Origin of the sequence: Pseudomonas sp. B21-015, assembly GCF_024749285.1 — a bacterium.
Taxonomy (GTDB): Bacteria; Pseudomonadota; Gammaproteobacteria; order Pseudomonadales; family Pseudomonadaceae; genus Aquipseudomonas.
In genome coordinates, this window is record NZ_CP087196.1 from 4,761,378 (window position 1) to 4,782,479 (window position 21,102).

25 protein-coding genes are annotated in these 21,102 nt (G+C 59.9%); 14 read left to right on the forward strand and 11 right to left on the reverse strand.

The window, feature by feature from the left end; translation table 11 throughout:
- The first annotated feature begins 39 nt into the window (after positions 1-39).
- The 5 genes from LOY38_RS21780 (at position 40) to LOY38_RS21800 (ending at position 3,500) form a co-directional block, all read left to right on the forward strand.
- Complete coding sequence (locus LOY38_RS21780) at positions 40-396, forward strand: 4a-hydroxytetrahydrobiopterin dehydratase (protein WP_007938547.1); 357 nt, start codon at positions 40-42, stop codon at positions 394-396.
- Complete coding sequence (locus LOY38_RS21785; RefSeq protein WP_408980536.1) at positions 396-1,589, forward strand: amino acid aminotransferase; 1,194 nt, start codon at positions 396-398, stop codon at positions 1,587-1,589. The genes LOY38_RS21780 and LOY38_RS21785 overlap by 1 nt, the downstream gene beginning before the upstream one ends.
- A 216-nt stretch (positions 1,590-1,805) precedes the next feature.
- Positions 1,806-1,937, forward strand: coding sequence for a hypothetical protein (locus LOY38_RS21790; RefSeq protein ID WP_007902501.1), 132 nt, complete (start codon positions 1,806-1,808; stop codon positions 1,935-1,937).
- 76 nt (positions 1,938-2,013) lie between these two features.
- Positions 2,014-2,196 carry a hypothetical protein gene (locus LOY38_RS21795; RefSeq protein WP_019579540.1) on the forward strand — a complete coding sequence of 61 codons (183 nt, stop codon included), beginning with the start codon at positions 2,014-2,016 and terminating at the stop codon, positions 2,194-2,196.
- A gap of 104 nt (positions 2,197-2,300) precedes the next feature.
- Complete coding sequence (locus LOY38_RS21800) at positions 2,301-3,500, forward strand: MFS transporter (RefSeq protein WP_258696993.1); 1,200 nt, start codon at positions 2,301-2,303, stop codon at positions 3,498-3,500.
- Here LOY38_RS21800 and arfB read toward each other — a convergent pair.
- The 4 genes from arfB to LOY38_RS21820 all read right to left on the reverse strand — a co-directional run bounded on the left by arfB (position 3,497) and on the right by LOY38_RS21820 (position 7,118).
- On the reverse strand, positions 3,497-3,910 hold the full coding sequence (arfB, locus tag LOY38_RS21805; RefSeq protein WP_007938537.1) for an alternative ribosome rescue aminoacyl-tRNA hydrolase ArfB: 414 nt from the start codon (positions 3,908-3,910) through the stop codon (positions 3,497-3,499). The genes LOY38_RS21800 and arfB overlap by 4 nt on opposite strands.
- Positions 3,911-3,932: 22 nt before the next feature.
- Positions 3,933-4,628 (reverse strand): pentapeptide repeat-containing protein, encoded by a 696-nt coding sequence (locus tag LOY38_RS21810; protein ID WP_258696994.1) that lies wholly within the window; start codon positions 4,626-4,628, stop codon positions 3,933-3,935.
- 109 nt (positions 4,629-4,737) lie between these two features.
- Positions 4,738-6,156 carry an amino acid permease gene (locus LOY38_RS21815; RefSeq protein WP_258696995.1) on the reverse strand — a complete coding sequence of 473 codons (1,419 nt, stop codon included), beginning with the start codon at positions 6,154-6,156 and terminating at the stop codon, positions 4,738-4,740.
- Between the two features lie 626 nt (positions 6,157-6,782).
- Positions 6,783-7,118, reverse strand: a complete 336-nt coding sequence (locus LOY38_RS21820) for a hypothetical protein (protein WP_258696996.1) — start codon at positions 7,116-7,118, stop codon at positions 6,783-6,785.
- Between the two features lie 14 nt (positions 7,119-7,132).
- Between LOY38_RS21820 and LOY38_RS21825 the strand changes: the two genes are divergently transcribed.
- Entirely contained in the window at positions 7,133-7,270 is a 138-nt protein-coding gene (locus LOY38_RS21825) for a hypothetical protein (RefSeq protein ID WP_007938535.1), read from the forward strand.
- Between the two features lie 67 nt (positions 7,271-7,337).
- Positions 7,338-8,303: a leucyl aminopeptidase gene (locus LOY38_RS21830; RefSeq protein ID WP_258696997.1), complete on the forward strand. Its 966-nt coding sequence runs from the start codon at positions 7,338-7,340 to the stop codon at positions 8,301-8,303.
- Positions 8,304-8,504: 201 nt separating this feature from the next.
- Here the strand turns inward: LOY38_RS21830 and rluB are convergent, their stop codons facing one another.
- The 5 genes from rluB to LOY38_RS21855 all read right to left on the reverse strand — a co-directional run bounded on the left by rluB (position 8,505) and on the right by LOY38_RS21855 (position 13,403).
- Positions 8,505-9,770 carry a 23S rRNA pseudouridine(2605) synthase RluB gene (gene rluB / locus LOY38_RS21835; protein ID WP_258696998.1) on the reverse strand — a complete coding sequence of 422 codons (1,266 nt, stop codon included), beginning with the start codon at positions 9,768-9,770 and terminating at the stop codon, positions 8,505-8,507.
- A 297-nt stretch (positions 9,771-10,067) separates the two neighbouring features.
- The gene (gene scpB / locus LOY38_RS21840; RefSeq protein ID WP_258696999.1) at positions 10,068-11,066 is read right to left on the reverse strand and encodes an SMC-Scp complex subunit ScpB; all 999 of its coding nucleotides are present in this window, start codon (positions 11,064-11,066) and stop codon (positions 10,068-10,070) included.
- Positions 11,067-11,077: 11 nt separating this feature from the next.
- Positions 11,078-11,836, reverse strand: a complete 759-nt coding sequence (locus LOY38_RS21845; RefSeq protein ID WP_258700775.1) for a ScpA family protein — start codon at positions 11,834-11,836, stop codon at positions 11,078-11,080.
- 60 nt (positions 11,837-11,896) lie between these two features.
- Positions 11,897-12,526: an L-threonylcarbamoyladenylate synthase gene (locus LOY38_RS21850; protein ID WP_258697000.1), complete on the reverse strand. Its 630-nt coding sequence runs from the start codon at positions 12,524-12,526 to the stop codon at positions 11,897-11,899.
- Positions 12,527-12,539: 13 nt separating this feature from the next.
- Positions 12,540-13,403, reverse strand: coding sequence for a PHP domain-containing protein (locus LOY38_RS21855; protein WP_258697001.1), 864 nt, complete (start codon positions 13,401-13,403; stop codon positions 12,540-12,542).
- Between the two features lie 87 nt (positions 13,404-13,490).
- Between LOY38_RS21855 and LOY38_RS21860 the strand changes: the two genes are divergently transcribed.
- From LOY38_RS21860 to LOY38_RS21885, 6 genes are all read left to right on the forward strand, one after another.
- Positions 13,491-14,087, forward strand: a complete 597-nt coding sequence (locus LOY38_RS21860) for a septation protein A (protein ID WP_258697002.1) — start codon at positions 13,491-13,493, stop codon at positions 14,085-14,087.
- A gap of 1 nt (position 14,088) precedes the next feature.
- Complete coding sequence (locus LOY38_RS21865; RefSeq protein WP_258697003.1) at positions 14,089-14,388, forward strand: YciI family protein; 300 nt, start codon at positions 14,089-14,091, stop codon at positions 14,386-14,388.
- A gap of 110 nt (positions 14,389-14,498) precedes the next feature.
- The gene (locus LOY38_RS21870) at positions 14,499-14,912 is read left to right on the forward strand and encodes a translation initiation factor 2 (protein WP_258697004.1); all 414 of its coding nucleotides are present in this window, start codon (positions 14,499-14,501) and stop codon (positions 14,910-14,912) included.
- 7 nt (positions 14,913-14,919) lie between these two features.
- Entirely contained in the window at positions 14,920-15,597 is a 678-nt protein-coding gene (locus LOY38_RS21875; RefSeq protein WP_008010984.1) for a response regulator transcription factor, read from the forward strand.
- A gap of 205 nt (positions 15,598-15,802) precedes the next feature.
- Complete coding sequence (locus tag LOY38_RS21880; protein WP_258697005.1) at positions 15,803-16,252, forward strand: Spy/CpxP family protein refolding chaperone; 450 nt, start codon at positions 15,803-15,805, stop codon at positions 16,250-16,252.
- Between the two features lie 175 nt (positions 16,253-16,427).
- Complete coding sequence (locus tag LOY38_RS21885) at positions 16,428-17,768, forward strand: cell wall metabolism sensor histidine kinase WalK (RefSeq protein WP_258697006.1); 1,341 nt, start codon at positions 16,428-16,430, stop codon at positions 17,766-17,768.
- A 106-nt stretch (positions 17,769-17,874) separates the two neighbouring features.
- Here LOY38_RS21885 and LOY38_RS21890 read toward each other — a convergent pair whose 3' ends face one another.
- A complete protein-coding gene (locus tag LOY38_RS21890) occupies positions 17,875-18,441 on the reverse strand; it encodes an NAD(P)H nitroreductase (RefSeq protein ID WP_258697007.1) in 567 nt (188 codons plus the stop codon).
- A gap of 121 nt (positions 18,442-18,562) precedes the next feature.
- Between LOY38_RS21890 and LOY38_RS21895 the strand changes: the two genes are divergently transcribed.
- Complete coding sequence (locus tag LOY38_RS21895; protein ID WP_258697008.1) at positions 18,563-20,017, forward strand: TrkH family potassium uptake protein; 1,455 nt, start codon at positions 18,563-18,565, stop codon at positions 20,015-20,017.
- Here LOY38_RS21895 and LOY38_RS21900 read toward each other — a convergent pair.
- A complete protein-coding gene (locus LOY38_RS21900; RefSeq protein ID WP_258697009.1) occupies positions 19,974-21,035 on the reverse strand; it encodes an AraC family transcriptional regulator in 1,062 nt (353 codons plus the stop codon). The two genes, LOY38_RS21895 and LOY38_RS21900, sit on opposite strands and share 44 nt — an antisense overlap.
- Between the last annotated feature and the right edge of the window lie 67 nt (positions 21,036-21,102).

A 21,102-nucleotide genomic window follows, 5' to 3' on the forward strand; every position in this document is an offset into this window, starting at 1 on the left:
ACGACCGTTTTTCAAAACACTCGATTTCAGGAACACATCATGTCCACATTAAACCAAGCCCACTGCGAAGCCTGCCGCGCCGATGCCCCTCAGGTCAGCGACGAAGAATTGCCGATCCTGATCAAGCAGATCCCTGACTGGAACATCGAAGTCCGCGACAGCGTGATGCAGTTGGAAAAAGTTTTTCTGTTCAAGAACTTCAAACACGCGCTGGCGTTCACCAACGCGGTCGGCGAAATCTCTGAGGCCGAAGGTCACCACCCGGGCCTGCTGACCGAGTGGGGCAAAGTCACCGTGACCTGGTGGAGCCACTCCATCAAGGGCCTGCACCGCAACGATTTCATCATGGCCGCGCGCACCGACGAAGTGGCCAAAGACGCCGAGGGCCGCAAATAATGCATTTCGACGCCATCGGCCGAGTACCCGGCGACCCGATTCTCGGCCTGATGGAGGCCTATGCGCAGGACCCCAACCCGCGCAAATTCGACCTTGGCGTGGGTGTCTATAAAGATGCCCAGGGCCTGACGCCCATCCTCGAAGCGGTGAAGCTTGCCGAGCAGCGCCTAGTGGATCGCCAAGCCACCAAGACCTACATCGGCGGTCACGGCGATGCTGCGTTCGGCAAGGTCATCAACGAGTTGGTGCTGGGCGCCGATTCGGCGCTGATCGCCGAGCAACGGGCCGGTGCCACTCAGACGCCGGGCGGCACCGGCGCGCTGCGCTTGAGCGCCGATTTCATTGCCCAATGCCTGCCGGGCCGAGGCGTATGGTTGAGCAACCCGACCTGGCCGATCCACGAAACCATTTTCGCGGCAGCGGGGGTCAAGGTCAGTCACTACCCGTACGTGGGCAGCGATAACCGTCTGGATGTGGACGCGATGCTCGCGGTGCTCAATGAAGCGCCCAAGGGCGACGTGGTGCTGCTGCACGCCTGCTGCCACAACCCGACCGGTTTCGACCTGTCCCACGACGATTGGCGCCGGGTGCTGGACGTGGTGCGCAGTCGTGATTTGCTGCCACTGATCGACTTCGCCTATCAGGGCTTTGGCGACGGCCTGGAGCAAGATGCCTGGTCGACCCGGCTGTTCGCCGCCGAGTTGCCGGAAGTGCTGATCACCAGTTCCTGCTCGAAGAACTTCGGCCTGTACCGCGACCGCACCGGCGCGCTGATTGTCTGCACGCAAACCGCCGACAAGCTGCTGGATATCCGCAGCCAACTGGCCAACATCGCCCGCAACCTGTGGTCGACACCACCGGATCATGGCGCCGCCGTGGTCGCGACCATCCTTGGCGATCCAGAGCTGAAAAGCCGCTGGGCCGACGAAGTGGAAGCCATGCGTTTGCGTATCGCCCAGTTGCGCAGCGGTCTGGTCGAAGCACTTGAACCCCATGGCTTGCGCGAGCGGTTTGCGCATATTGGCGTGCAACGCGGGATGTTTTCCTACACCGGCTTGTCGCCGGAGCAGGTCAAGCAACTGCGCGAGCATCACAGTGTGTACATGGTCAGCTCGGGCCGGGCGAACGTGGCCGGGATTGATGCGACGCGCCTGGATCTGCTGGCCGAGGCCATCGCTGACGTTTGCAAATAACCATCGAGCACTGCAAGTCCCCCTGTGGGAGCGGGCTTGCCCGCTCCCACATTTGAATGTGTGTCGCCCCCTCTTATCGACCTGTCTAGACAATCCCATCCGTCGCAACATGTGGACATAAAAGTCTATTTGTCATTTCTCCTGCTGTATCCTGCCCAGGCTTTTTTAAAGCGCGGATCTACCAGATCTATCAACAGACTTAGCGAGGAGCGCGACATGCACGAGATCCCTAATCTCCCCTTCCCAAGCCTGCACGAAACTGAGCAGACAACCACGCAACAAGCCGGTGCCCAACAGCCCGAGACGAAAGAAGCACCTGAACGCCGCCAGGCCGACAGCGAAGACTGATACACCCGCACCACCAGACCGTGTGGAAAGCGCTAATATGCGCTTTCCACACCGCCTGAACCGCGAGCCCCGCACCATGAGCGATGATTTTACTGAAGCACAGGCCAGCGTCCTGATCGGCACCGCCGAGAAGATGATCGACATCTGGAACCGCCTTTCCCCCGAGAAGCAAGCCGCCCTGCTGGCCCGCTTCGGCAGCGAAGAAAACGCCCTGGCCGCCCTGGTCACGACGCAACTGGTAGCCCCTGCAAAATCCTGACTCATCCCGTTCGGCAAATAGTTTTACTTTTTCACGCCTCGCGACTGTCCACGCCGCTATCATAAGCAGCCTATCTATCCTGCTGCCCCGTGGACCTTTTACCCATGTCAAAAACCCAGCGCCCCTTGGCGGTCACGCTGCAAGTTGTCTCCATCGTCCTGTTCACGTTCATCGGTTACCTGAATATCGGCATTCCCCTGGCCGTACTGCCGGGCTACGTCCACAGCGACCTCGGTTTCGGCGCCGTGATCGCCGGGCTGGTGATCAGTGTGCAATACCTGGCCACCCTGCTCAGCCGCCCGTACGCCGGGCGCATCATCGATAACAAGGGCAGCAAACTGGCGGTGATGTATGGCCTCGCCGGCTGTGGTTTGAGCGGTGTATTCATGCTGATTTCCGCCTGGACCCAAAGCCTGCCGACGTTAAGCCTGATCAGTCTGTTGATCGGTCGTCTGGTGCTCGGCAGCGCGGAAAGTCTGGTGGGTTCCGGGTCGATCGGCTGGGGCATCGGCCGCGTCGGCGCGGCGAACACCGCCAAGGTCATCTCCTGGAACGGCATCGCCAGTTATGGCGCGTTGGCGGTCGGCGCACCGCTGGGGGTGCTACTGGTGAGCCAACTGGGTTTGTGGAGCATGGGCGTGAGCATCGTGCTGCTGGCCGTGCTGGGCGTGGCGCTGGCCTGGCCGAAAACCGCGGCACCGATTGTCGCAGGTGAACGTTTGCCGTTCATGCATGTGCTGGGACGGGTATTTCCTCATGGCTGCGGTCTGGCGCTGGGCTCCATCGGCTTTGGCACCATCGCGACCTTCATTACCCTGTACTACGCGACTCAGCATTGGTCCAACGCGGTGCTGTGCCTGAGCTTGTTCGGCGCCAGTTTTATCGGTGCGCGACTGCTGTTCGGTAACCTGATCAACCGCCTCGGCGGCTTTCGCGTGGCAATTGCCTGCCTCTCGGTGGAAACCCTCGGGCTGTTGCTGCTGTGGCTCGCGCCGGACGCTCATTGGGCACTGGCTGGCGCGGCACTGAGCGGTTTCGGTTTCTCGCTGGTGTTCCCGGCCTTGGGCGTGGAAGCGGTCAACCTGGTGCCCGCTTCCAGCCGTGGCGCGGCGGTCGGGGCTTATTCGCTGTTCATCGATTTGTCGCTGGGGATTACCGGACCGCTGGCGGGTGCGATTGCGGCAGGCTTCGGTTTTGCCTCGATCTTCCTGTTCGCCGCCCTCGCCGCCTTGAGCGGATTGATGCTGAGCGTTTACTTGTACCGGCAGGCGCCAAAGTATCGGGAAGAACGTGAAGCCCGCTAGAAATCCACCTTGCCACGCCCGGCCTTGATGCTGCCGCGTTTGGTCTTGGATTCGAGCCGACGTTTCTTCGAACCGAGGGTCGGCTTGGTCGGGCGGCGTTTCTTTTCGACTTTGGTGGCACTGAGGATCAATTCGGTCAGACGCTCCAGTGCGTCGGCGCGGTTCTGCTCCTGCGTGCGGTACTGCTGGGCCTTGATGATCAACACACCTTCGCTGGTGATGCGACTGTCGCGCAGCGCCAACAGCCGCTCCTTGTAGAACTCGGGCAAGGACGAGGCCGGAATGTCGAAGCGCAGATGCACGGCGCTGGAGACTTTATTGACGTTCTGCCCACCGGCACCTTGTGCGCGAATGGCCGTCAATTCGATCTCGGCATCCGGCAGATGCACGTTGTTGGAAATCACCAGCATGGAAAATCACTACCTCAGGTCGCTATGCGACAGATAAACCCAACTCCGACAGCAGCATCGAGGCTTGTGCGCGAGAAATCACGGCACCCTTGAACAGTTTGGCATCATTGAGCCGAAAACCGCTCAAATCGGCACCGCGCAAATCCGCACCGGCAAACGTCGCCCCATTGATACGTGCATGCGCCAGGCTGCAATCGACAAACTCAGCCTTGCGAAAGTCCGCATCGCTCAAGTCCGCCTCAGAGAAATCCAGGTTGCTCAGCGTGCTCCTGGCAAATGACATTCCCGGCAAGAAAGCACTGTTAAGTCGCGTTTCACTGAATGAAAGGCCCAGGCTCGAACAGTGACTGAAGTTCGCGCCCGTCAACTTGCATCCGTCGAAATTGACTTGCGCCAGTTTGGCTCGCTGCCATCGAGTGTTGTTCAAATCACAATTACTGAACGATGCCTCCAGCAGATGTGCCGCTTCGAAAATCGCGTGCGCACCCCGACAACCCTTCCATTGCGTTCCCTCCAGGCGCGCCCCGAGAAACTGGCTGCGCAACAATATGCAACGCTGGAACTCGCAGTGATCCAGCACCAGCCTCGACAAATCAGCGTCGGTAAAGTCCACGCCCGTGAAGCGCAATGGCACGTTGCTCCCGTCAATCAGCGCTTGAACATCTTCACGACCCAGCATCCCGCCTTCGATTTCATAATGTGTCTGCCCTTCGCCCATGCCTGGCTCCTATGTGATTGGATTGGCTGAAGGCAGTCTATCGCCACCTCGCGTAGGACCGCAGACAAAAAAACCGGCAGAAGCCGGCTTTTTTGTTGTCATCCTTTGCCTACTTGATCGCAGAACCGACAACAGCAGTGCCGTGGTCACGACGCTTGTTCTTGATGCCGTAGCAGATCCACATGAACGCGACCCACACCGGAATCGCATACACCGAGATCTGGATGCCCGGAATCAGCAGCATCACGCCGAGGATGAACGCCACGAACGCCAGGCAAATGTAGTTGCCGTACGGGTACCACAAGGCCTTGAACAGCGGCGTCTGTCGGGTCTTGTTCATGTGCTGGCGGAACTTGAAATGCGAGAAGCTGATCATTGCCCAGTTGATCACCAGGGTTGCTACCACCAACGACATCAACAGTTCCAGCGCGTTTTGCGGGATCAGGTAGTTCAGCAACACCGCGATCAACGTCACGGCGGCCGACGCCAGGATCGAACGCACCGGCACGCCACGCTTGTCGATCTTCGACAAGGCCTTCGGCGCATCGCCCTGCTCGGCCATGCCCAGCAACATGCGGCTGTTGCAGTAAGTGCCGCTGTTGTACACCGACAGCGCCGCGGTCAGGACCACGAAGTTGAGGACGTGCGCGGCGGTGTTGCTGCCGAGCATCGAGAACACTTGCACGAACGGGCTACCGCTGTAGGCATCGCCGGACGCATTCAGCGTCGTCAGCAGGCTGTCCCAAGGGGTCAGCGACAGCAGGACCACCAACGCACCGATGTAGAAAATCAGGATCCGGTAGATCACCTGGTTGATGGCTTTCGGGATCACGGTTTTCGGCTTGTCGGCTTCAGCAGCGGTGAAACCGAGCATTTCCAGGCCGCCGAAGGAGAACATGATGATCGCCATGGCCATCACCAGACCGCTGACGCCGTTCGGGAAGAAGCCACCGTGGGTCCACAGGTTGGTCACCGAGGCTTGTGGGCCGCCGTGGCCGCTGACCAGCAAGTAGCTGCCCAGGGCAATCATGCCGACGATCGCCACGACCTTGATGATCGCGAACCAGAACTCGGCTTCGCCGAAGACTTTGACGTTGGCCAGGTTGATCGCGTTGATCAGCACGAAGAAAGCGGCGGCCGAGACCCAGGTCGGGATGTCCGGCGCCCAGTAGTGGATGTATTTGCCGACCGCAGTCAGCTCGGACATGCCCACCAGAATGTACAGAATCCAGCAGTTCCAGCCCGACAGGAAACCGGCGAAACCGCCCCAGTATTTGTGGGCGAAGTGGCTGAAGGAACCGGCGACCGGCTCTTCGACGATCATTTCGCCCAGTTGGCGCATGATCATGAAGGCGATGAAGCCGCAAATGGCGTAACCGAGAATCATCGACGGGCCGGCGGATTTGAGTACACCGGCCGAGCCGAGGAACAACCCGGTACCGATCGCGCCACCGAGGGCGATCAGTTGAATATGGCGATTTTTCAGGCCGCGTTTAAGCTCGCCTGAATGCGAGTTTTGTCCACTCATGAAAAGGGTCTCACGCAAGGTTTGATGATGTTCAGTAGACGTTGCTGCTCGGTTGCGATTTCAAGCAGCGCCGATCAAACCCCAGCGCAGGCACCAGGAGTTCAGCGTTTTTACGACAGTCATGCGTCACCTATTTGTTTTTATCTGTGACGAAATCGAACCCGACACGCTCGTGACGCGGCGGAGTGAACAAGGCGGGTAGCCTTGAAGTTTGCGCTATTGCGCAGAGGGTCACAGTTAAAACGCGGCGCATTGTACACCTGTAACCCCCTGCTGCCAGACACCGCTGGATCAGCGCGTCGGTTGCCGGGATTGCGTGTGTCCGCCTCGAGTGGCTCGGGCGGCTGCAAAAATTGAGTCAGGCCTTTGCAGGCCATCGACGGGAGCAGCGGAGAAATCGCTCCACGGGGTGAGATGGAGATGAGTCACGGCGTTCATTGCGCCTCCTTCTTGTTATGCACCTGCACGACAGGCATGGGGCGCATCTCACCCTTCAAACGATGCTGAAACAAGCGCACCAGAGCCCTTGAATCCCATCCACACAGCGGCGGACGGCAGCTTTTCCTTACAGCCCTTTCCCCAGCGGCATTCCACGGGGTTTGAGCGGGCTTTTCGTAAGGTTTTGTTTACAAGGCGTAACGCAAATTTTCCAAACCAGATCCAGAGACTCTCTGACTGTAAATTGACGATAGGAAGCTTGCTAAGTAAATACCCGACTTAGTTTTCTGTTTTTTATTAAAAAGTTCGCTTTCGAAAAACGGAATAAATAGTTCAAATGAAAATTGTTTGATTATTTTTTTGCATTCCAAAAATCTGTGAACTAGGTTTGCAGCAACTTGCCGAGCCGCATCGACCGACAAGTTGACGCGCTCTTCAACGAGTGAAAAACGCGCCGCTGTTCTTACCGAAGCTGTTCTTACCGAAGCTGCTCTTACCGAAGCTGCTCTTACCGAAGAAAGCATCTAGGAGATTCACCATGCAAGCACTGGACAAAGACTTGGACACTGAACTGCAACTGGACGATTGGTTTGAAGCACCGACCCATGAGGCCGCCGTTGAAATGATGCAAGCCGATGCGGTTGTTCCGTTCGGCACGGCGATGTGGCCTTTGTAAGGTATTCCGACGGGCACGATCCGGCCGGTCGTGTCCGCCTCTTTCTCGGTTTGTCAAGGAGGACTACATGGATAAGCAGCGCGCCATTTCGCATTTCCTTTACTACCTCGAACATCACCCTGCCGTTGCCGGTGTCAACCCGGCAAAGGTCTTGCTCGGCCACACCGCTGACTACGAGGCACTGACCGGCGCCATTGCCGAGCAAGCCGGTAACAGCCCACGGTTCAGCTTCAGCGCAATGCGCCTGGACCTCGAACCCACCCAATTGCTGGCTCAGGCGATTGCCGACAGCGATCTGTACATTTTCTTCTACGACTCTTCCACCCTGCCCAACCCGCGTCCCGACGGCCCGGACTTTGTCCGTGCGCTGCAAGGCGTCATGGCAGAAAACTGGAAGAAGTCGCTGCTGTTCAAGGATTACGGCGATTACTTCTACGACACCTTCAGTGTCACCCCGCAGCGAATTGCCGGATTGAACAGGCACTTGATCCAGCGCATGTCCCACGCCACCACCTTGAGTTTCAAAGATGATCATGGCTCGTGGTTCGAAACGCCATTGAGCAGTATCAAGAAATGGACCGACATCAACGGTATCGGCAACTTCGATCTGGCCCCCGGCGAGATCGCCACCCATAGCGAGGCCATTAATGGCCGGGTGAAGTTTATGGGGACGTTCCTCGGTACAATTCCGTTTGCCCGCAAGTACGGCGTACTGACGTCACCGCTGGAGTTGTGGATCGAGAACTCGACCATCAGCAAAATCGCCACCGATGTGCCGGGACTGGAGCATGACTTCAACAAGTACCTGGACGCCAATCCGTCCAATCGACGAATCGAGGAGCTGGGGATCGGCACCAATGAAGGCGTGAAAGCGTTGTATGCGCGCAACGCCGGGTTCGAGGAGCGCCATTGCGGTTTGCACCTGGGGCTAGGCGGTGGCGCCAAGGGTAGCCATCATTTGGACCTGATCTTCTCCAGTGGCGTGTTGGCGCTGGATGATGACCCGGTGTTTAACGGACGGTTTGTCTTTTAGCCCAAGATTCTGCAGTGATGCCGAGGACGCCTTCGCGGGCAAGCCTCGCTCCCACATTGATCGCATTCCTATGAAACAACTCGGTCACCTGTGGGAGCGGGCTTGCCCGCGATGACTGACTTACAAACACCCCATCACTAAAACCAGCCCAAAAAAAACGCCATCCTCGAAGGATGGCGTTTTTCATGGAGCGCTTACCGATTACTCAGGCTTGCGACGACCGAAGCCCGGACGCTGGCCGGAACCGGCTGGCGCGCCGCGGCGCTTGCCCGATGGCGCGTCACGGTCGACCAGCACGATGCCTGGGCGTTTCTTCGGCGCCGGCTTGGCCGGGCGCTTGGTGTCGGCAGGGCGGTCTGCCACCGGAGTACCACGGCCGGCAGGCGCGCCGCGGTCGCTACGACCACCGGACGGAGCGCCACGGCCTTCGCCACGCTCAGTGCGACCGTTGGCCGGACGTGGAGTGCGTGGGCCGCGCTCGCCGTCCTGACGTGGCGCTGGCTTACGGGCCGGGCGCTCGCCTTCGATCTGCGGCTCGCGGGATTCGCGTGGGCTGGCAGCGGTCGCACCAGCAGCTGGACGCAACGTGCGCACGCGCTCGGTCTTGCCCATCGGACGCGACGATTTACGCTGCATACGATCGAGCTTGTCCTTGCTCTTGGCGTTCATCTGCGGCATCGCCACCGGCGTCAGGCCGACTTCGGCACTGAGAATGTCGACTTCGTACTGGCTCATTTCGCGCCAGCGGCCCATCGGCAGGTCGGAATTGAGGAACACCGGACCGAAACGCACGCGCTTCAGGCGGCTGACCACCAGCCCCTGGGATTCCCACAGGCGACGGACTTCGCGGTTACGACCTTCCATCACCACGCAGTGGTACCAGTGGTTGAAACCTTCGCCGCCTGGTGCCTGCTTGATGTCGGTGAACTTGGCCGGGCCGTCTTCGAGTACCACGCCTGCCTTCAGACGCTCGATCATCTCGTCATCGACTTCGCCACGTACACGTACCGCGTATTCACGGTCCATTTCGTAGGAAGGGTGCATCAGGCGGTTGGCCAACTCACCGTCGGTGGTGAACATCAAGAGACCGGTGGTGTTGATGTCCAGACGACCGATATTGATCCAGCGACCTTCTTTCGGGCGCGGCATCTTGTCGAACACGGTCGGACGGCCTTCCGGGTCGACACGGGTGCAGATTTCACCGTCGGGTTTGTTGTACATGATCACGCGGCGTACCGACTCGGCGGCTTCTTCGCGCTTGATCACCTTGCCATCGATGGTGATGGCGTCATGCAGGTCGACGCGCAGGCCGAGGGTGGCATCTTTGCCATTGACCTTGATGCGGCCGTGGCTGATCCAGGCTTCTACGTCACGGCGCGAGCCGACGCCGATACGGGCGAGGACTTTCTGCAGTTTTTCGCCTGCGGGGCCGATTTCCTGGTCGTCTTTCTGGTCGTTGATACTCATCTGGGCACCTCCCGGTGTGATCAAGTTCAGGCCTTGGCCTGAAGATGTGAAATCTGGTCGTTTGACGAAGGAATCGCCAAAGGGTCGCGAATCATACGCTCATGGGAGCGTTCGCGCATCAGAGACTAGCTGATCGATGGGAGGTTATTGGCTTTTCCGCCGACCGGTGGCACCAAGCTCGAATTCAATACAGAACCAATGTGGGAGCGAGCCTGCTCGCGATAGCGGTGGATCAGACAACATTGATGTCGACTGACGCGCCCTCATCGCGAGCAGGCTCGCTCCCACAGGTTTTTGTCAATCTTCGAACTGGCGGCGCTCGGCCTCGATGGCTTCTGCCAAAGCCTGGGCTTCGGCTTCTTCGTCGGTCAGCTCGGGCTCAGGTTTCGGCTGTTCGAGAGCGGCGACGGCGGCCAGCAGTTTCTCGCGAGCTTCGGCAACGCCAAGAATGTCATCTTCCTGTTCTGGTTCAGCTTCGGCTTCGGCTTCAGCTTCAGCTTCAGCTTCAGCTTCGACCTGAGGTTCAACTTCGGTTTCAGGCTCGGGTCCTGCCAACTCCCCTTCAGTCTCGGTGAACTCGCCATCGCGCAACAAATCGTCGAAATCGGTCTTGAGCCCCTCCTCCATGGTGTCCAGCTCCAGCAGCAGCGTATGGAAACTGGTTTCTTCCTTGGGCTCCTCCGGTTCGGCGCTGGCATCCGCCAATTCTTGCAACCCGGCCGGCACCGGTGCGTCATCGAACTCGAGCATCGGCTCGGGTTCCAGTTCACGCAGCTCCGCCAACGGTGGCAGGTCGTCGAGGTTCTTCAGGTTGAAGTGATCGAGAAACGCCTTGGTGGTGGCGAACATCGCTGGCTTGCCGGGCACGTCACGGTAACCGACGATGCGGATCCACTCACGCTCCAGCAGGGTTTTCACAATGTGACTGTTAACCGCCACGCCGCGCACGTCTTCGATCTCGCCCCGGGTGATCGGCTGGCGATAGGCGATCAGGGCCATGGTTTCGAGCATGGCCCGCGAGTAACGCTGCGGCCGCTCTTCCCACAAGCGTCCGACCCACGGTGCGAATTTTTCGCGGATCTGCAAGCGATACCCGGAGGCGACTTCCTTCAACTCGAAGGCTCGGCCATCGCAGGATTTGGCCAGAATCGTCAGCGCTTTCTTGAAAACCGGCGGTTCGGGCCGCTCGCCTTCTTCGAAGAGTTCGAACAGGCGCTCCAGCGATTGTGGTTTTCCCGAGGCCAACAGAAAGGCTTCAAGCAGTGGCGCCAGCTCGCGGGGTTCAGTCAGGTTCATGATTCAACTCGTTATTCGGCTCGGGCCCGGACATGGATCGCCGCGAACGGCTCATTCTGCACCAGCTCGACCAAGGATTCCTTGACCAGTTCGAGGATCGCCATAAAGGTGACTACCACCCCCAGGCGCCCTTCTTCAGCGGTGAACAGCTCGACAAAAGGCACAAAACCGCCGCCCTTGAGCCGCTCCAGCACATCGCTCATACGCTCGCGGGTGGACAATGCCTCGCGGCTGACCTGGTGGCTTTCGAACATGTCGCCGCGGCGCAGGACCTCGGCCATGGACATCAGCAACTCTTCCAGACGCACATCCGGCAACAGCTTGCGCGCGCGTGCCTCCGGGGCATCGAGCTTGGGCACCACCACGTCGCGGCCAACGCGGCTCAGGCCATCAATGCCTTCGGCGGCAGCCTTGAAGCGTTCGTATTCCTGCAGACGACGGATCAGTTCGGCGCGGGGGTCGTCTTCTTCGTCTTCAATCGTTTCGGCCCGTGGCAGCAGCATCCGCGATTTGATCTCGGCGAGCATCGCGGCCATCACCAGGTACTCGGCGGCCAACTCCAGGCGCACCGACTGCATCAACTCGACATAGCCCATGTACTGACGGGTGATTTCCGCCACCGGGATGTCGAGGATGTTGATGTTCTGTTTGCGGATCAGGTACAGCAGCAGGTCGAGCGGGCCTTCGAAGGCCTCGAGAAAGACCTCGAGCGCATCCGGCGGAATGTACAGGTCCAGCGGCATTTCCATGACCGCCTGGCCATAGACCATGGCGAAAGGCAGTTCTTGCTGGGCGCCGGCCTGGCTGTCGACGGGTTCTACTGCAGACATCTAGGCCTCGGCCATGAATGGCGCAGGGTCGCCGCAACCGACGCGGATGACTTCCGGCTCGCCGTCGGCGAGGTTGATCACGGTGGATGCCTTGATCCCGCCGAAACCGCCGTCGATGATCAGGTCCACCTGATGCTCAAGCAACTGGCGCATTTCGTAGGGATCGGTCAACGGGTCGGTGTCGCCGGGCATGATCAGGGTCACGCTCATCAGCGGTTCGCCAAGTTCTTCGAGCAGCGCCAAAGCAATCGGGTGGCTCGGCACACGCAGGCCGATGGTGCGCTTTTTCGGGTGCAGCAATAGCCGCGGAACTTCCCGGGTGGCGTTGAGAATGAAGGTGTAAGGCCCCGGCAAGTGAGCTTTGAGCAAGCGGAAGGTGCCGGTGTCGATCTTGGCAAACAGCCCCAACTGCGACAGGTCGCTGCAAATCAGCGCGAAGTTGTGCTTCTCATCCAGCTGACGCAACCGGCGCACGCGCTCCACGGCGCTCTTGTCGCCGATCTGGCAACCAATGGCGTAGGAAGAGTCCGTGGGATAAATCACCACCCCGCCGTTGCGGATGATCTCGACAGCCTGTTTGATCAGGCGCGCTTGCGGGTTTTCCGGATGAATCTGGAAAAATTGACTCACATTCTCTACCTGTTCAGACGGCGGCAATAATTGGGTCATGTTTGAATCGACACCACAGTGGTGGCAGATCCTCCGGAAGCGGGCGGTATTCACCGATCTCGGACCAGCCTCCAGGGCCATGAAAATCACTGCCGGCGCTGACCAGCAGACCAAATTCGCGGGCAAGAATCGCCAGGCTGCCCACCTGTTCGGCGGGTTGATGGCCATTGACCACTTCAATCGCGTGGCCCCCGGCTTGAATATAGTCAGAAATCAGGCGGCGACGCTTGCTGCGAGTGAAATCGTAGTGCCAGGGATGCGCCAGGCTGACCCAGGCACCCGCGGCGCGCAGGGTTTCGACGGTGTCTTCCAGGGTTGGCCAGTGTTGTTTGACGTCTCCCAGTTTGCCGGCACCCAGCCATTTGCGGAACGCTTCGGCGCGATCCTTGACGAAACCTTCGCGCACCATCCAGTCGGCGAAATGCGGACGGGCCGGCGCGTTGCCACTGTCGCCCAGTTCCTGCTGAATGGCCCGGGCACCGTCAAGCGCCCCCGGCATGCCTTTCAACGCCAACTTGCGGCTTATTTCTTCGGACCGTAGCCAGCGGCCATCGTGCAATTTTGCGATGGCCTCGACCAACGGCGCGGCATTGACGTCGAAACCATAGCCCAACACATGAATGGTCGCCCCGCCCCAAGTGCAGGACAATTCGACGCCGTTGACCAGTTGCATCCCCAGCGCCGTCGCGGTGCTACGGGCCTCGTCGAGGCCTTCGAGGGTGTCGTGATCGGTCAAGGCCAGGACTCGCACGCCTTTCTCGAACGCACGCGCAACCAGTGCCGCAGGCGCCAGGGCGCCATCGGAAGCCGTGCTATGGCAGTGCAAATCAACATTCACAGGACTGTGTCACCTCAAATCAGCTGACGCTATCGCGCGTCAATATGTTTGTTATTATGCCGCCACATCCTGCTTCTGGCTGCCACTGTGAAACAATTCATCGACTTCATCCCGCTTCTACTGTTTTTCATCGTCTTCAAAATCGATCCACGGGTCGTCGACATTGGCGGCCATCAACTGACTGTCGGTGGTATTTACAGCGCCACAGCGATGCTGATCATCAGCTCCCTGGTGGTCTACGGCACGCTGTTCATCAAGCAGCGCAAGCTGGAGAAAGGCCAGTGGCTGACCCTCATCGCCTGCCTGGTCTTCGGCAGCCTGACCCTGGCGTTCCACAGCGAGACGTTCCTGAAATGGAAAGCCCCGGTGGTCAACTGGCTGTTCGCTCTCGCGTTCATCGGCAGCCACTTCGTCGGTGACCAACTGCTGATCAAGCGCATCATGGGCCACGCACTGACCCTGCCGGAACCGGTCTGGACCCGTCTGAACATCGCCTGGATCGTTTTTTTCCTGTTTTGCGGCGCCGCCAACCTGTTCGTCGCGTTCACGTTCCAGAGCTACTGGGTCGACTTCAAGGTCTTCGGCAGCCTGGGCATGACGTTGCTGTTCCTGGTCGGCCAGGGCATCTACCTGTCCCGCCACTTGCACGACGCCGACACCACCACGCCAAAAACCGAGGACTGACATGCTTTACGCAATCATTGCCACAGACGTCGCCAACTCCCTGGAAGCCCGCCTGGCCGCACGGCCTGCGCACCTTGAGCGCCTGCAAGTGCTTAAAGGCGAAGGTCGTATCGTATTGGCCGGCCCACACCCGGCGGTCGACAGCAATGATCCGGGCGCAGCGGGCTTCACTGGCAGCCTGATCGTTGCTGAATTCGATTCCCTGAGCGCCGCAAAGGCCTGGGCCGACGCCGACCCGTACGTTGCCGCAGGCGTCTACGCCAATGTTTTGGTCAAGCCGTTCAAGCAAGTCCTGCCGTAAAATCCTTCCGCGCGGTGAGCCTTGTCGGCTCATCGCGTGTTCAATCGCTCATTATTCTCGTTTACCGGCCGACAACCTGCCCAATACTCGTATTGGAATCAGGAGTTGCGATGCGCAAAGGTCCGTTGTGTCTGATGTTGGTGACGTTGTCGATCATGGCGCCCGCCCACGGTGAAGAAAGCGCCAATGGCGTTAATTCGACGCCGCTGTCCTTGAGCGCCGGCAGCCAGATCACCGAGTTGCAGCAGCGCTTGAAGGCAAGCGAACAGCAACGAGAAGAACTGAGCAAACAACTGCAAAATACCGATGGCGAACGCGAAAGCGCCCAGCTGAGCCGGTTGCGCCAAGAGAATCAGCGCCTGAAGCTGCAACTCAAGGAAACCCAGGCCAGCAACCCGCTGCCGCGCCTGCTGACTGACCAGCAACAGTGGTTCGTCATCGGAGCCGCAGTTGCGCTATTGGCCCTGCTCTGCGGTATCTTCGCCAGTGGTGCCACTAGAAAACGTAGGCAATGGCTAAATTGAGTGAGTCATGAGCGAGCTGTTACTAATTGATGATGACCAGGAGCTGTGTGAGCTCCTGAGTAGCTGGCTGAGCCAGGAAGGCTTTCAGGTACGCGCCTGCCACGATGGCCAGAGCGCCCGTCGCGCGCTGGCCGAGACGTCTCCGGCAGCCGTGGTGCTGGACGTGATGCTGCCAGACGGCAGCGGCCTGGAACTGCTCAAGCAACTGCGCAGCGACCATCCGGATTTGCCGGTGCTGATGCTGTCGGCCCGTGGCGAACCCCTGGACCGCATCCTCGGCCTGGAACTCGGTGCCGACGATTACCTGGCCAAACCGTGCGACCCACGGGAACTGACAGCCCGCCTGCGCGCGGTGTTGCGCCGCAGTCATCCGACGGCAGTCTCCAGCCAGCTCGAGCTGGGTGACTTGTGCTTCAGCCCGGTGCGTGGCGTGGTCAGCATCGATGAACAGGAGTTCACCCTCACCGTCTCCGAAAGCCGCCTGCTCGAAGCCCTGCTCAAGCAACCCGGCGAACCGCTGGATAAACAGGAGCTGGCGCAAATCGCCCTGGGTCGCAAACTGACCCTGTACGACCGCAGCCTGGACATGCACGTGAGCAACCTGCGCAAAAAGATCGGCCCACACCCCGACGGCCGCCCGCGCATCGTGGCCCTGCGCAGTCGCGGTTACTACTACAGCCTGTAAGAACCGAGAAAGAACCGAATAAGAGCAACCTGTGGCGAGGGAGCTTGCTCCCTCGCCACAGACGGGGGCCTGCACATGGAGCTTTGTCAGGTCGGCACAAGACCCTCTTTACCCAAGCTTTACGCTCCGCTGACCGCCGCTGACCTTGATCTGCGTAATCTGTACACATCCGGAACGTACCGGGAACGAGACAAGGAGATACACCATGCGCAAGACTCTTATCGCTCTGATGTTCGCTGCCGCCCTGCCGACCGTTGCCATGGCCGCGCCTGAAGGCGCAGGCCAGATGGGTGATCACATGGACGGCTCACGTCACGGCGGTCAGATGCACGGCATGCACGGTAAAGGCCCTTACAGCCAGCTGGACCTGAGCCGCGAACAGCGCGAGCAGATCCGCAAGATCATGGGCGAGCAGATGCACGAGCGTCAGCAACTGGTCGACAAGTACCTGGAAAAACTCTCGCCAGCCGATCAGAAAGCCCTGAAAGACGAGATGGCGGCCAAGCACCAGAAAGCCGAAGCCGACGTTCGCGCAGTGCTGAAACCGGATCAACAGAAGCAATTCGACGAGATCCAGAAGAAACAAGCTGAGCGTCGCGCCGAATGGGCCGAGTTCAAGGCCTGGAAAGCGCAGCAAGCGCAAAAAGCGCAATAATGCGTCAACCTTGGACCCAACGGCTAATCACCGTTGGGTCTGATGCCACTCGATTTTAATGTAGGAGCGAGCCTGCTCGCGATGGCGTCCTTTCAGTCACGTTGATGTTGAATGTGCCGACGCTATCGCGAGCAGGCTCGCTCCCACATGGATTGCGTTTGTTCGAGGATTTTCTGTGCGTTCATTGTTCTGGCGTATCCTGGCCAGCTTCTGGCTGGCCATCGCTCTGGTTGCAGGGCTTTCCATTTTGCTGGGGCACATGCTCAACCAGGACGCGTGGATTCTCAGTCGTCACCCGGGTCTCAACACCCTGGCCGAACAGTGGACGCAAACCTACGAAAGTCAGGGCGAAGAAGCCGCACAAGACATTCTTGAGCAGCGCAAGCGCCAGTATCACATCGACGTTCAGGTGCTCAACGAAAGCGGGGACCCGGTGGTGCGCGGCACCTTCCCTCGGCGTGCAGCAGCCTTCGAGGCACGGCAGCAAAACGATGATCGGCGCCTGCCGTGGCGGCGTCTGACCGATGAATACACCAGCGCCAAGACGGGTGACACCTACCTGCTGATCTACCGCATTCCGCACCCGGAACTGGACACCTGGCACCGCGAAAGCCTGCTCTGGCCGTTGAGTGCACTGGGTATCGCCCTGGTGGTGCTGACCCTGTTCAGCCTGCTGGTGACCTTTTCCATCACCCGACCGCTGAGCCGTTTGCGCGGCGCGGTGCATGAGTTGGGGCAAACGACGTATCAACAGAACAGCCTGGCGCAACTGGCCAATCGGCGCGATGAATTCGGTGTGCTGGCCAACGACTTCAACCGCATGGGCGCACGCCTGCAAAGCCTGATCGGCAGCCAGCGGCAATTGCTGCGCGATGTGTCTCACGAGTTGCGTTCGCCCCTCGCCCGGCTACGCATTGCGCTGGCACTGGCCGAGCGGGCCAATCCTGAAGAGCGGGAAAAACTCTGGCCGCGCCTGACCCGTGAATGCGATCGACTGGAAGCACTGATCAGCGAAATCCTGGTGTTGGCGCGGGTCGATGCCGACAACGCCAGTGCCGAAGAGGTGGATCTCAATGCGCTGCTCAATACCCTGCAAAAAGATGCTCAGTTGGGCTCACCGGAGCAGAACGTGCGCCTTGAGGCCGAGCCACAACTGAACCTCAGAGGCTGGCCGACCATGATCGAGCGCGCCGTGGATAACCTGCTGCGCAATGCCCAGCGCTTTAACCCGGTCGGGCAACCGATCGTAATGCGGGCGTTGCGCCAGGGCGACAGGATTGTGGTCAGCGTGCGCGATCACGGCCCCGGCGTGGAGGCCGAGCATTTGAATCAGTTGGGGGAACCGTTCTATCGGGCGCCGGGCCAGACAACGGCCGGGCATGGCCTGGGCCTGGCCATTGCGCGCCGCGCGGCGGAACGGCATGGCGGCAGTCTGGTGCTGGCGAATCACCCTGGGGGCGGGTTTATTGCCAGTCTGGAATTGCCGTTGGCGCCGGGGGCTGTGGTTCAACCCTGAACCCTGTGGGAGCGGGCTTGCTCGCGATGGCGGCGGCACCTTCAACATCTCAGTGCCTGACACTCCGCTATCGCGGGCAAGCCCGCTCCACATTGAATCTACGCCTTCAGGCCTTACCGGGCCAGGCGCTAACGAACTCGGTCAAATCAACCTTCTCCGCCACACGCGGTTCTTTCTGCGGTGTACCGAGATAAAGGAACGCAATCACCTCTTCCCCTTCCGCCAACCCCAAGCCTTCAGCCACATGCTCCGAATAAGCCAGTTCACCGGTGCGCCATACCGCGCCAATGCCTTGTGCGTAAGCGGCCAGCAAAATCCCGTGAGCCGCGCAGCCTGCCGCCAACAATTGTTCGGATTTGGGGTATTTGACGTGATCCTGCAAACGGGCAATCACCACAACCACCAGCGGTGCACGCAGCGGGCCGTTACGGGCCTTGTCCAGCGCGGCTTCTGACACCTCGCTGTCTTGCAGCTTCGCCGCTTCGGCCAGCAACTCGCCCATTTGCTCGCGCGCCGCGCCTTCGACTGTCAGGAAGCGCCAAGGCTGCAAATGGCCGTGGTCTGGCGCGCGCATCGCGGCGGCAAACAGCACCTCCCGTTGCTCGGCGGTGGGCGCCGGGTCGAGCAGTCGTGGAACGGAAACACGGTTGAGCAAAGCGTCGAGAGCCTGCATCGGCCACCTCCTGAAAAAAATGTCTGGCTATTCTAGCGGTATCCGGCACGGGGTTGCCGGTTTACATGCCCTGCCCCGCAGGTAGAATGGCGCCCTCCCTAATTCAGCCCGAGCGGACTTCATGGCGTTGCCGACCTTACGGATCATTGGTTTCATCATCGGCATCTTCCTGATCACGCTGGCCATTTCCATGGTCGTGCCCATGGCCACCCTGGTGATCTTCGAACGCACCAGCGACCTCACATCGTTCCTCTGGGCCAGCATGATTACCTTTGTTGCCGGCCTGGCCCTGGTCATTCCAGGGCGCCCCGAGCACATCCATCTGCGCCCGCGAGACATGTACCTGTTGACGGTCAGCAGCTGGCTGGTGGTGTGCATCTTCGCCGCCCTGCCGTTCCTGCTGACCCAGAACATCAGCTACACCGACTCGTTCTTCGAAAGCATGTCCGGCATCACCGCCACCGGTGCGACGGTGCTCACGGGCCTGGACAGCATGTCCCCCGGCATCCTGATATGGCGTTCATTGCTGCACTGGATCGGCGGGATCGGCTTTATCGGCATGGCGGTTGCGATTCTGCCATTGCTGCGCATCGGGGGCATGCGGCTGTTTCAGACCGAGTCGTCGGACCGTTCCGAAAAAGTCATGCCTCGTTCGCACATGGTGGCGCGTTTGATCGTTGCGACCTACGTCGGCATCACCATTTTCGGCAGCCTGGCGTTCTGGTGGGCCGGGATGAGCCCGTTCGACGCCATCAACCATGCGATGTCAGCGATTTCCACCGGTGGTTTCTCGACCTCCGACCAGTCTTTGGCCAAGTGGCCGGAGCCTGCGGTGCATTGGGTCGCGATCGTCATCATGATTCTCGGCGCCCTGCCGTTCACCCTGTATGTCGCCACGTTGCGCGGTAACCGTCGGGCGCTGATCAAGGATGAACAGGTTCAAGGCTTGCTCGGCATGTTGCTGGTGACCTGGCTGGTGCTCGGCACCTGGTATTGGTGGACCACCGAGCTGCATTGGCTGGAGGCGTTGCGACATGTGGCGCTGAACGTGACGTCGGTGGTGACCACCACCGGCTTTGCATTGGGGGACTACAGCCTCTGGGGCAACTTCTCGCTGATGCTGTTCTTCTATCTGGGGTTTGTCGGCGGCTGTTCGGGTTCAACCGCTGGCGGGATCAAGATTTTCCGCTTCCAGGTGGCCTACATTCTGCTCAAGGCCAACCTTAACCAATTGATTCACCCGCGCGCGGTGATCAAGCAGAAATACAACGGCCACCGTCTGGACGAAGAGATCGTGCGTTCGATCCTGACCTTTTCATTTTTTTTCGCCATCACCATTTGCGTCATCGCACTGCTGTTATCGCTGCTCGGCGTGGACTGGATGACTGCCCTTACCGGCGCGGCCAGTACAGTGTCCGGCGTCGGCCCGGGGCTGGGCGAAACGATCGGCCCGGCGGGCAACTTCGCCAGCCTGCCCGACGCCGCGAAGTGGATTCTCTCGTTCGGCATGTTACTGGGCCGGCTGGAGATCATTACGGTGTTTGTTCTGTGTATCCCTGCGTTCTGGCGTCACTGATCCGCTCGGGGGCTTCCATCAACCGCGCCCGGTATTCGCCGGGGGTGGCGTCAAACCAGCGTCGGAAGGCGCGGAAGAAGTTGCTCGGATCGGCAAACCCCAGCAGGTAGGCAATTTCCAGCAGGGTCATGCTCGGTTGCGCCAGGTATTGCTCGGCCAGTTCACGCCGCGTGTCATCCAGCAACATCTGAAAACTCGTGCCCTCTTCCTGCAAGCGTCGCTGCAAGGTGCGTTGCGACAGGTGCAGCGCCTGCGCCACTGCATCGCGCTTGGGTTCGCCCTGGGGCAGTAAACGGCACAGCACCTGCCGCGCATTGTGGGTCACGCGGCTCTCGGAAAACCGCGCCAGGTACTCACCGGCAAAGCGGTCGTGCAACAACGCCATGGCCTCATTGGCGGTGGGCAACGGCGCCTCCAGGTCGGCGCGTTCGAAGATCAAGGCGTCATACGGCGCGTTGAACATTATCGGGGCATGGAAGGCTTGCTTATAGGGTTCGAGATCGACGGGCAGATCGCCCTGCAGTAGTACTTTGCGCGGTTGCAGCGTGCGCCCGGTCAACCAGCCGCAAAGCGCCAAGGCACAGGCCAGCGATGCTTCGGCGCTTTGTCGGGTCGGCGGCAGGTGGTCGCCATGCACCGTCAGAACCAACGCATAGCCTTCATCCAGCAAGCGGAAACTCAGGTCGGCACTTTCGGCGATGATTCGCTGATAACGCACCAGGCGCTGAAAGCCTTCGGCCAGGGTCCGGCTGGACATCAAGGCATAACCGGCGACGTGCAGGGACGCCGGTCGCACCACCTTGCCCATGTTCAGGCCTATCGCCGGGTTGCCGGACACCTCGACCGCGCGCTGCCAGAGCCGTGTCATGGAATCTTGCGGGAAGCGCGCATCCAGATCATCCAGTGCCGCATAGTCGAGCCCTAGCTGCTTGAACAGACCCCGGCAGTCCAGGCCGTCCATTTCCAGTGCTTTGACAATCCCCATCGCCCAGCTTGCAGAAGTCGTTCGTTCGCTCATGGCGTTTACTACGTGATGGCCGCATGCCACGACCCATTTCCGAAGGATACTAAAGTGGCGCCTATTG